Origin of the sequence: Haloarcula sebkhae, from assembly GCF_014647415.1 — an archaeon.
In the GTDB taxonomy this organism is placed as follows: Archaea; Halobacteriota; Halobacteria; order Halobacteriales; family Haloarculaceae; genus Haloarcula; species Haloarcula sebkhae.
In genome coordinates, this window is record NZ_BMPD01000002.1 from 535046 (window position 1) to 545525 (window position 10480).

At 64.4% G+C, this 10480-nt stretch carries 11 protein-coding genes and 1 tRNA gene; 1 reads left to right on the forward strand and 11 read right to left on the reverse strand.

Going from position 1 to position 10480, the window contains the following annotated elements:
- Window positions 1-8: 8 nt before the first annotated feature.
- On the forward strand, window positions 9-2126 hold the full coding sequence (locus tag IEY38_RS08760; protein ID WP_188977045.1) for a CDC48 family AAA ATPase: 2118 nt from the start codon (window positions 9-11) through the stop codon (window positions 2124-2126).
- A 274-nt stretch (window positions 2127-2400) separates the two neighbouring features.
- Here the strand turns inward: IEY38_RS08760 and IEY38_RS08765 are convergent, their stop codons facing one another.
- The 11 genes from IEY38_RS08765 to IEY38_RS08815 all read right to left on the reverse strand — a co-directional run bounded on the left by IEY38_RS08765 (window position 2401) and on the right by IEY38_RS08815 (window position 10449).
- Entirely contained in the window at window positions 2401-3414 is a 1014-nt protein-coding gene (locus tag IEY38_RS08765; RefSeq protein ID WP_188977047.1) for a DUF4349 domain-containing protein, read from the reverse strand.
- Window positions 3415-3492: 78 nt separating this feature from the next.
- On the reverse strand, window positions 3493-4311 hold the full coding sequence (locus IEY38_RS08770; protein ID WP_188977049.1) for a carbon-nitrogen family hydrolase: 819 nt from the start codon (window positions 4309-4311) through the stop codon (window positions 3493-3495).
- Window positions 4308-4739 (reverse strand): SRPBCC family protein, encoded by a 432-nt coding sequence (locus IEY38_RS08775; protein ID WP_188977051.1) that lies wholly within the window; start codon window positions 4737-4739, stop codon window positions 4308-4310. The genes IEY38_RS08770 and IEY38_RS08775 overlap by 4 nt, the downstream gene beginning before the upstream one ends.
- Window positions 4740-4806: 67 nt before the next feature.
- Window positions 4807-5034, reverse strand: a complete 228-nt coding sequence (locus IEY38_RS08780) for a DUF7123 family protein (protein WP_004592831.1) — start codon at window positions 5032-5034, stop codon at window positions 4807-4809.
- A 63-nt stretch (window positions 5035-5097) separates the two neighbouring features.
- Entirely contained in the window at window positions 5098-5328 is a 231-nt protein-coding gene (locus IEY38_RS08785) for a DUF7525 family protein (RefSeq protein ID WP_229775254.1), read from the reverse strand.
- Between the two features lie 141 nt (window positions 5329-5469).
- Window positions 5470-5700, reverse strand: coding sequence for a HalOD1 output domain-containing protein (locus IEY38_RS08790; RefSeq protein ID WP_188977053.1), 231 nt, complete (start codon window positions 5698-5700; stop codon window positions 5470-5472).
- Between the two features lie 143 nt (window positions 5701-5843).
- On the reverse strand, window positions 5844-6878 hold the full coding sequence (locus IEY38_RS08795) for a phosphate signaling complex PhoU family protein (RefSeq protein ID WP_170096062.1): 1035 nt from the start codon (window positions 6876-6878) through the stop codon (window positions 5844-5846).
- A 98-nt stretch (window positions 6879-6976) separates the two neighbouring features.
- Window positions 6977-8047: an ATP-NAD kinase family protein gene (locus IEY38_RS08800; protein WP_188977055.1), complete on the reverse strand. Its 1071-nt coding sequence runs from the start codon at window positions 8045-8047 to the stop codon at window positions 6977-6979.
- Between the two features lie 196 nt (window positions 8048-8243).
- On the reverse strand, window positions 8244-8939 hold the full coding sequence (locus tag IEY38_RS08805) for a competence/damage-inducible protein A (protein ID WP_188977057.1): 696 nt from the start codon (window positions 8937-8939) through the stop codon (window positions 8244-8246).
- An 80-nt stretch (window positions 8940-9019) separates the two neighbouring features.
- Window positions 9020-9094, reverse strand: a tRNA-Glu gene (locus tag IEY38_RS08810).
- Window positions 9095-9234: 140 nt separating this feature from the next.
- The gene (locus tag IEY38_RS08815; RefSeq protein WP_188977059.1) at window positions 9235-10449 is read right to left on the reverse strand and encodes a helix-turn-helix transcriptional regulator; all 1215 of its coding nucleotides are present in this window, start codon (window positions 10447-10449) and stop codon (window positions 9235-9237) included.
- Window positions 10450-10480 lie beyond the last annotated feature (31 nt).

Below are 10480 nucleotides of genomic sequence, written 5' to 3' on the forward strand. Positions count from 1 at the left end.
AAGGCGGCATGAGCGGGGCCACTGACGCCGGTGTCGAACTCACCGTCGAGGGTGCGAACAAGCGCGACGCCGGGCGCGGTATCGCACGGCTACCGGAGTCCGCACGGAACGAGTTGGGCGTGCTGAGCGGGTCGCCTGTTATCATTGAAGGCGACGACAGGACCGTCGTGAAGGTCTGGCCGGCGGACGACGACGGGTCGTTCGTCCGCATCGACTCAGACACCAGAGCGAACGCCGGCGTCAACATCGGCGACACGGTTACAGTGACCAGCGGGTCGGTCTCCGAGGCCGCCGAAATCGCCATCCAGCCGGTCGATCCGATGCCGGGCAGCGAGGACTACGAGAGTCTGGTCAGGAAGCGGCTGGTCGACCAGATCATTCAGGCCGACGAGCGGACCCACATCGATGGATTGGGTACCTTCCTCGTCCGCAAAACGTCTCCGTCGGGGCCGGTCCGGGTTACCGACGCGACGGCGGTGACCGTGCTACCTGGCCTCGACGGTGGCAGCGACGCGAGCCAGTCGTCGTCCGGCGAGGCAACGACGGCGAACACGCCGACCACCGAGACTGAGTCCGGCGTGAGCTACGAGGACATCGGCGGCCTCGACGAAGAACTGGACCGTATCCGGGAGATGATAGAGATGCCGCTCTCGGAGCCCGAGGAGTTCCGCCGTCTGGGTATCGACCCGCCAAGCGGGGTCCTGCTGCACGGCCCACCCGGGACGGGGAAGACCCTCATCGCCCGCGCCGTCGCCAACGAGGTCGACGCCTACTTCGACACTATCTCCGGCCCCGAAATCGTCTCGAAGTACAAGGGTGAGAGCGAGGAGCGGCTCCGGGAGGCCTTCGAGAGAGCCGAAGCGAACGCGCCGGCCATCCTCTTCGTCGACGAGATCGACTCTATCGCCGGCTCCCGGGACGAGGACGCCGACATGGAGAACCGGGTCGTCGCACAGCTGCTCACGCTGATGGACGGCCTCGAAGACCGGGGCCGGGTTGTCGTCATCGGCGCGACGAACCGCGTCGACGCCATCGACCCGGCGCTGCGCCGCGGCGGCCGCTTCGACCGCGAGATCGAGATCGGCGTCCCCGGTGAGCACGGCCGGCGCGAGATTATGGACGTCCACACGCGGGACATGCCGCTGCACGACGACGTGGATCTGGACCGCATCGCTGCACAGACACACGGCTTCGTCGGGGCTGACCTCGCGTCGCTGACCACCGAGGCCGCGATGGCCGCGCTCCGGGCCGACCGCGACGACGGCGATGTCCATCAGGACGACTTCGAAACCGCGCTCGCGACGGTCGACCCCAGTGCGATGCGGGAGTACGTCGCCGAGTCGCCGACGGCGACCTTCGACGACGTGGGTGGGCTGTCCGAGGTCAAGCAGACGCTGACCGAGACCATCGAGTGGCCGCTGTCGTACGGTGAACTGTTCACCGCGACGAATACTGACCCGCCGAGCGGCATCCTGCTGTACGGCCCGCCGGGGACGGGGAAGACGCTGCTCGCTCGGGCCGTCGCCGGCGAGAGCGACGTGAACTTCATCCACGTCGCCGGCCCAGAGATCATGGACCGCTACGTCGGCGAGAGCGAGGAAGCCGTGCGGGAGTTGTTCGAACGCGCTCGACAGACCGCGCCGAGCATCATCTTCCTCGATGAGATCGACGCCATCGCCAGCCACCGCGGCCAGGGCAACGAAGTCACCGAGCGCGTCGTCTCCCAGCTGCTCGCCGAACTGGACGGCATCACCGAGAACCCCAATCTGGTCGTGCTAGCCGCGACCAACCGCCGAGACATGATCGACGACGCGCTGCTGCGACCCGGCCGCATCGAACAGCACGTCGAAGTCCCGAACCCTGACCGCGAAGCCCGGGAAGAGATTCTCGCCGTCCACACCGGCGGGAAACCACTCGCTGCCGACACCGATATCGGGGATCTTGCCGAGGAGACTGACGGTTTCTCGGGTGCGGAACTGGAGGCTGTCGTCCGCGAAGCATCGATGCTGGCCATCCGGGAGATGGCGTCAGCCTATGGACCCGAGGAAGCCACCGAGAACGCCGACGAAGTGGAGATCACGCCCGAGCACTTCAGTAAAGCGCTGGAGCGGGAACGGGCCCGATAACACTCCGGGCGGCGTGGCCCAGTCGAACCGTGTTTGTCTGTTCTTGCCGCTGAGATACTTCTCCGGGCGATTCCGTCGGAAAGGCGAGGAGAGGCGAAAGGGTCGACTCCGGGAGAGGAGTGAAAAGGCTGTCCGGACAGCCTTGGCGGACGAGCGACGCTGAGTGGCCGAGCAGCGAGACGGGCGTTAACGCCGGCATCGACGTGAAAAGCGCCTTGCCGGCAGCTACTCGTAGCAAGTGCACACGCAAAAAAGGCCCGGTGTTCGGTTCCGGCTACGCGTCGTCGTCGGGCGACTCGTCAGTCTGTTCGGGAGTGGGCTCCTGCTGTGGGTCGCCACCGCCGCCGTCGCCGTCTTCTGTGGCTGATTCAGACGTGCCACGTCGGCCCAGCAGCGGGAGCGACCGACTGCGGAGGAGTCGACGGCCGCCAACGACTGGGACGGCGAGGACAACGAGCCACGGTGCGAGACTCGCGGCCGTCACCAGCAGGCCACGGGTGAACACGTACACGTCAGTCACGGAGGAGAGGAACGCAGCGACCAGCGACCGCTCGTGGTACGGCACCTGCTGCGCCGACGGCTCCGGAGCTGGCTCGCGAATCTCGACGCGCAGCGTCGAATAGGCGACCCGCTGTTCGAGCGAGCGCTTCTGCGCTTCAAGGCGTTCGATATCGCTCTGGACCGACGACAGTTCCTCCTCGATGCGGAGCAGCTCCTCCGTGCTGTTGGCCTGTTCGTAGAAGGTCCGCAGTCGGTCGCGGCGCTCTCGGAGGTTGGTCAATCGAGCTTCGAGGTCGACCAGTTTATCGGTCACGTCTTTCGTCGTCGTCTCCTCGGAGCGGACCGTCCCCTGTTCGGCTACCATCGACTGCGTCGGTTCGTACTCCTCGCTTGGCACTCTGACGACGATGTATCCGGTGTACCACGTCTCGCCGTCATTTCGGTGGAGTTCGCGGTTGGAGTCGCTCACGTACCCGCCGGACGTGCGAGCGCGGGCGGCGATTGCGTCGGCTGTCGTGGAGTAGTTCGCCACCTCGACGACCATCCGCCCGTTGCGGATGATGGCCCGGTCGGCCGCCGCGTCGCCGGCCTGGATGTTCTCGCTATCTCCGCCGTTCGCCCCGGAATCGGCTTCGACGGGTTGGCTCGATCCGTCGCCGCCGCTGGACATCTGTGCGCCGTCACCGCCGTCCTGTGCCTCGCTCGTGTCGCCGCTCCCACCCAACCCGGCACAGCCGGCAAGGAGGAGGAGCGCGACGACAGCGAGGACCCTGACTCGCGAAGCCATACGGCATGGATTCGTTCTGAGAGGAGCATAACGACAGCGAACGCTCAAAAACCGCTTTTTGTCAAACAGCGACTGCAGTTACGGCCAGTCCGTCCGGCGGTCAGCAAGCGCCGGGAACTCCTCGCGTACCTGCTCGACACGAGCCGGGTCGAGGGTGGCGGTCACCAGCGCGGGGTGGTCGTCGGCGCTGGTGAGCGTCGTCCCCCACGGGTCGTACACCGTCGACCGACCCAGCAGTTCCGCGTCTTCGAACTGTCCGACGCCGTTCGCCGCGGCGACGTACAGCTGGTTCTCGACGGCGCGAGCGCGGCCGAACAGCTTCCAGTGCTCGACGCGCGGATACGGCCACGCGCTGGGCACGAGCGTCAGCGTCACGCCTTCGTCGACGAGGTGACGGTACAGCTCCGGGAACCGGAGGTCATAGCAGGTGGTGACTCCCACGGTGAGTCCCTCGAAGTCGACGGTCGGAACAGTCTCACCCGGTTCCAGCAACTGGGATTCCGCGGAGTCGTAGCCGAACAGGTGGTGCTTGCGGTACACTGCCCGTCGCTCCCCGTCTCGGTCGAAGAACACAGCGGTGTTGGCCAGCCCCTCATCTGCGGGCACGTCGAACCCGCTGTCAGCGCTCGTCGATAGATCCTCAACGACGCTCCCGGCCAGCACCGCCACGTCGTTGTCTGTTGCGACGCTGCGAATCCGGCTGAGCGTCTCGCCGTCCAGCCCCTCTGCGTCACGGGCGTAGCGGTCGAAGGCGAAGTAGCCGACGTTGAACAGTTCCGGGAGTACGACGAGGTCCGCGCCGTCCGCGGCCGCGTCCCTGATGGCGGTCGTCGCACGGCCGACGTTCTCGGCCACCGAGCCCGATGACACGTCTATCTGGGCAAGCGTGAGCCTCATGCTTCGACTTCGAGGTCGTCCCGCAGTGCCCGTTCGAGGTTCTGCATCTCGTCGTCGAGGTTCCGCTTGAAGAATCGCTCGACGCCGGGCAGCTTGCCGTCGACGATGAACCGGTTCGTCAGTTTCGTCCCGCCGTCGGCTGTCTCTTCGAGTTCGTGTTCGCCTTGGACGGTCATCACCTTCGAGCGACCGATGAAGCGGGCGTACTCCGGGCGACGCTGCTCGACGTCCTCGGTTTTCACCGTCATCGTCCGGTTGACTACTGGAATCGGGAGCTCGATCGACCAGTTCGCGTGTGTGTCGTCGATGACCTCCCAGTCTGTAACGACACTAATCGGCCGGGCCCGTTTATCCGGGTCGGTGATGAATTCCCAGACACGTTCCGGTGTGGCCGGCACAGTCATCGTTCGTTCGACCCGGACAGTCATGCAAGGTACTGAGGACTACTGGCCGATGAATCCACCGATTGTCACAGTGTGTAAAACCTGAGGGCGACTATCCAGTCGGTGTGACGCGCCACGTCGTCGACCGTGCGCGCCCCCACTTCTCGATTTCGACTTCGTCGGCCTCCTCAGCTAGGCGCGGGAGCCGCGCGCCCACTTGCTTCGACGAGAGGCCGAGCTGCTCAGCGATGTTCTTCGCGCGGAAGTAGCTCTCCCCACGCGAGACGCTGTCCCGGAGATATTCGAGAATGCGTCGGTCTTCCTCGCTGTAATCGGCCATACAAGAGATACGGTCTCTGCGTTTTTAACGGTTCCCTTCACAGTCTCGCGGCTGATACCGGTATCAGGCGTCGTAGGCGTGGATCGCCACGATAGCCACGGCCGCGGCCAGCATCGCGAGCCCGAACGCGCCCCCGGAGCTCACGAGCAGGTTCCCCGTCTCAAGCTCCTGTGCGTGCAGAATCGCGTAGTTGTAGCTGTTGGTTGCTGTGAACAGGGCCGCGCCGACCGAGACGAGCCCGAACAGCAGGGCCAGGCCCATCCCCATGTCGCTTTTGGACGCCTTGGAACTCATGTACGACGCTTTCGGTGTTGCCCACTTAGTTCATTCGGGCTGGAGCCACAGGATAGGGACCGCCCGTGAACGACACGACCAAGCAAGCAGCGACAGACGACGGCGACTCCCTCAGATAGCCGGTAGTGTTTGTCTGTTCCCTCAGTTCTTGACACAGAGCGTCCCCGTGTCATCGACTGTTACCGTGTAGCCACAGTACTGGAACAGCATCGGTAACTCCTCTGGGGCGGTGTCCAGCACCGCGTCCAGTCGCTCACCGTCGACAGCCATATCAAGGCTCCCGAGTTGTGTTGGATGACAGTCCTCAAGCGCCGCGACGGTTTCTTTGACGGCGACATGAATGGGTGTCGATGGGTCGACAGGCCGCTTCATACTGGAGTCTTCAGCATCACCAATCAAAGCTACAGGTGTTTTTCACAGCAGCCTGTCGTGCTAGTGAACCTCAGTTACGTAGCGACGGAGTCGGAAAACAGGATAGTCGCTGCGAACCGCGACCGCCTTCCGCGATAGCCGCCTCACTCGATGGTCGTGTGTTCGGACTCCTCGTTGAGTGCGAGATTCGTCGCGATCTCTGCGCTCCGGACCGCGAATTCGGCCGTCTGTTGGAGGCTGACCAGCACTTCACGCACTTCCAGCAGCGCCTCGTTGTCCATTTCGGGCAGGTCGTCGAGGATTTCGTGTTCCTTGTCGCCGATGTCCTTGTACAGCTCCCGGACCTGAATCGCGGTGTCGTAGTTGCGGTCGACGGCCGCCTGCACCGCAAGTTCGGTGATGTCGTTGACCTGGTCGGTGAATTCGCGGATACGCCGCATTGTCGAGCTGTCGACGTTGAGCGAGTGGTCCTCCGTCTCCAGCGCGATCTCGGCGATGTCCTCGGCGTTGTCCGCCGTCAGTTCGAGGTTCTTCGCGATGGAGCGGTAGCCGATGAGCGGGAAGCCGTCGTTGAGACCGATGGCCCGCGCGAGGTTCGGGTTCTGGTAGGCCGTGAAGATGAGCCGCAACAGGAGGACGAATATCTTGTTGGCCTGTCGCTCGCGGTTGAGCGCCCGCTGCGCGAGGTCGGGGTTGCCGTGAGCGAGAGACTTCACTGCCTCGTTTCGCATCGTCGAGCCGGTCGATTCCAACCGTTCGAGGAGGTTGTTGAGCGTGAAGTCCTCCGGGTCGACGGAACAGCGAATCGCGATCCGGTCGGGTGTCTCCTCGATGACACCGAGACCCATCAACTGGGTTTCGGCGTTGTAGACGGCGTTGATGTGCGAGGATTCCAGCGTCTCGCCCTCCGGGGCTTCGACGTGGATGACGCGCCGGCCGAGCACGTACTGGGCGACGATAGCCCGCTCGACGGAATCGGCGTCGAGGTTCTCCGCGTGGATGATAGCTTCTGATTCCTCGGTCTGGACGGACTCGGGCATGACTGTCAGCGTGCCTTTGCCGCCCATTCGTAGCGACACCTCGTCGCCTTTTTCAACGTCGTGCTCACTGGCCCACTCCGCCGGCAACGTCATCGCGAGCGTCGACGGTCCCAATCGCTGGACTTTCCGGGTTTCCATATGTCCTTTGTGGGGCGTGAGATACCTTAATCTTGACTATACATGATAAAATACCGCGAGCGATGTATCATGGTTCATTTCGCTCGACTGGAGAAGCTTCAGACGACTTCGACGAGCCTGCGTTCGTGTCGCCCGACGCGGACCCGCAGCCAGCCGCGCAGTTCCTCGTCGAGGTCGGAATCACCTGTATCGACGCGGAGCGTGCCGATGCCGTCCAGTTTCCGCCGTGAGGCGACCACTTCGAGGTCACACTGGCTGATGACCGCCGGCGATAGCTGCTGGTTCCCCCGACCGAACACGAACCCCTGCCCGCCGATAGGCGAGACGACGATGACGTTCCGGTCGCCGAGGGCGTCGAGGATGTCAGATTCAGCGGCATCGCGGGCAAGCACCTCCCCGTCACGCCACACGTCCACGCCGAGGGTCGTCCCGTCAAACCCGAGTTGTTCCTTGATAGCGCCGACAGTACTCCCCGGACCAAGGACGTAGGTGACGCCCGACTCGACGGCGTCAGCGACGCTCTCGGCGAGGGAGTCGACACTGCCGCCGCCCAGTTGCTTGGCCGACTGGCGCTGGTCGGCGACGGGGACCTCCGCGACGGCCCGGAGCTCAGTGACCACTTCTCCACCTCTAAAAGCGTCCTCGTCGATGTCGTTGACCTCCGCGCGCTCCGTCTCGGAGAAGCGGGCGACGATTCGCCCGGCCGCACGCGGCGACACGCCAAACACGGAGGAGTACACCTTAACACCAGCTGGGACGCCCAGAATCGGGATGTCCGCGTTCAGTCCGTCAAGCGTCGTCGCCACGTCGACGGCCGTGCCGTCGCCGCCGACGAACAGAATCACGTCCACGTCCGCCTCGACGAACGCTCGGATCGCGTCTCGTGTGTCATCGCTCATCGTCTCGTCGGGATTCGCCGGGGAGCCGACCACTGTCGGGTCGAACCCTGTCTCGCGGGCGAGTCCCGCCCCCATCGGGTCGCCGTACGCAAGCAGTTCCACGTCCGCCCCGATGTCGGCGAGCGATTCCAGCGCTGTCTGTGCCCGGTCCGGTGCGCGTTGCTCCGCACCGCGGCGGCGCGCCTCCGCAATCTTCCCGTCAGTGCCCTTGAGGCCGACGCGGCCGCCCATGCCGGCGATGGGGTTGACCACAACACCGATTCGTCGCATTCGCCGTCACTACGCGACCCCGCGGCAAAAGCGGCCCGGGAGCGTGCCTTTCAAGCCACCCCACGCAGAACGCACTGCTATGTCAGTCGTACTCCAGAGTGGCGTCCAGACAGGAATCATCAACGCGTCCGGCGCAGTCATCACGCTCGGTGGCCTGCTGCTTACGTTTCTCTGGCTGAACCACCTCTACCGGTAGTCACTCCGCCGTCGGTGACTCGACGCGGTCGCTGAACCACGCCGCCGCCTCCTCGACTAGCTCTTCCTCTGTCCCCTCGAACCGGACGGTTACGTGGTCGCCGGGATAGCTACCGACCTTGACCGGGAACTGCTCCTGTACCTCGGCGAGTCGGTCAAGCAGTGCGCTCTCGGGCTCATCGGCGTCGACGGTGCGAACGTACCGCTGCTCGCCGGAGAACTCGCCCGCAATCTCCTCGAACATCCGCTTCATCTCGGCTGGTACGCCCGGCAAGACGTAACAGTTCTCGACGACACAGCCGGGCGCGACGCCCTCGTGGTTGGGCAAGACACGGGACCCCTCCGGCACGTCCCCCGTCCCGTCGGTCAGGTCGTCGCGCGTGTACCCGCCGTGTTCCTCAAGCCACGCGAGGGCGTCCTCGCTCTCGACGACGTCCCGCCCGAACGCCGCGGCGACGGCTTCGATTGTCTTGTCGTCGTGCGTCGGTCCGAGGCCGCCGGTAACGATGACGGCGTCGAACTCCGCGTGGTACTCGTTGACCACGCGGGCAATATCTGCGATCTCGTCGGGGACGACCGTCGTTCGGCCGACAGTGACGCCACGCTCTGCGAGCTGTTGTCCCAGCCACGCGGCGTTCGTGTTGACCGTCTCGCCACTGAGCAGTTCGTCTCCGACGGTGACTACCGCGACGCGCATACCGCCCGATTGGACTGGGGGACACAAATACTGTCGGTCACAGAACGTGGTAACTGTGCATCCGTTGAATCGGAGAGAAATGCTCCGTCAGGGATTTGAACCCTAGTCATCACCGTGAGAGGGTGATATGATTGGCCGGACTACACCAACGGAGCGTACACAAGTTCGTAGCGAGGATATACGTATAATCATTGCGTTTCAGCCCCGCCCTGTGCTGGTTTATCATGCTGTCAGCTGTAACTATTACCAGATGTCTGCGGTGGCGAAACGCGACACAGACGCACAGCCGACGGTATCACTCGTCGTCGAACGGTGACCCGGCGGCGTCGGGCTCCTGACCGGCGAGGCTGATAATGTTCTCACGCCCGACTCTGAGCTTCGAGATGTCGCCGTCGTCTTCCATGTCCGAAAGGAGCATACTCACCTTCGACTTCGACCAGTCGGTGCTGTCGACGATGTCGACTTGCTTCATTCGGCCGCCGTTCTCCTCCAGCAGTTTGCGGACGCGGTCGCTGTCGGTGAGTAGTTCTTCATCGGGGACTGCCGGTTCCTCCGTTGTGTCGGTGTCTGCCGCAGTCTCACTCGGCGGAGCCGTCGACGACTGCTCCGTGTCCGTAGCCGCCGACGGTGACGCAGCGGGCGGTTCGTCGTCGTCACGTCCCAGCACCTGTCCCAGTGCCCCGGACCGCCACGCGGCCGCACCGCCGGCGACGATGACGATCACGACGACAGCGGCCGGGAGCAGCCACGACGGACCGCTGGCGGCCTCGCCAGCTGTGTCACCGCCCGCCGTGGTGGCTCGCTCAGTGCCAGCGCTCTGACCGGTTTCGCGCGGTTGCAGTTCCACGTAAGGCCGGCGGTCGTTGAACGACTGCTCGCCGTTCCACGTGACGCTCTCGCTGTTTTCGAGCGAATCGGGAGCGCTCTGTGAGTCCGGCGTCGGCCGGACGTCGGCGAATTTCAGTCCGGGGCCGCGCTCGAAGACGAACGACTGGCTCGACCCGATGTAGAACCCGCCGTCGAACACGTCGCTGACCTTGACTGCGTCGCCCTCGACGACCGCGAAGTTACGCCAGCGGAACGACATCTGCACTGTACCAGTGTTTTGCAGCGGGTCGACCGTCGCCGACCGGTCGTAGTCGGTCGCACTCATGTCCCGGCCAGTCACGTTCGCCCCGTACCGTGTCAGCAGTGTCGACTGCTCGACGAAATTCCGGTACAGTGGCTGCTCCGATTGCTCGAACTCCGTGGCGAACTCCTCGAACTGCTGTTGCTCGGATTCGTTCTCGAGCGGGGTCCTGTGGATGATTGCCCACTCCGCGGACCCGTTCTGATACAGCGTGACCTGGAACGTCGTCCGGTCGAACCTGTCGGGCGTCTGGACGCCGACGCTCTCGTCGGCCGGCTGTGACATCGCCAGCGGCGCGGCACCGCTCCCCAGCAGGAGAACCAGCACAAGACTGGCGACGACCAGGCGTACCATCTGTCGTATATCATCGATGGACCGCATAAAAGCGCTGTGAATAGCACTGTTCTCAGCC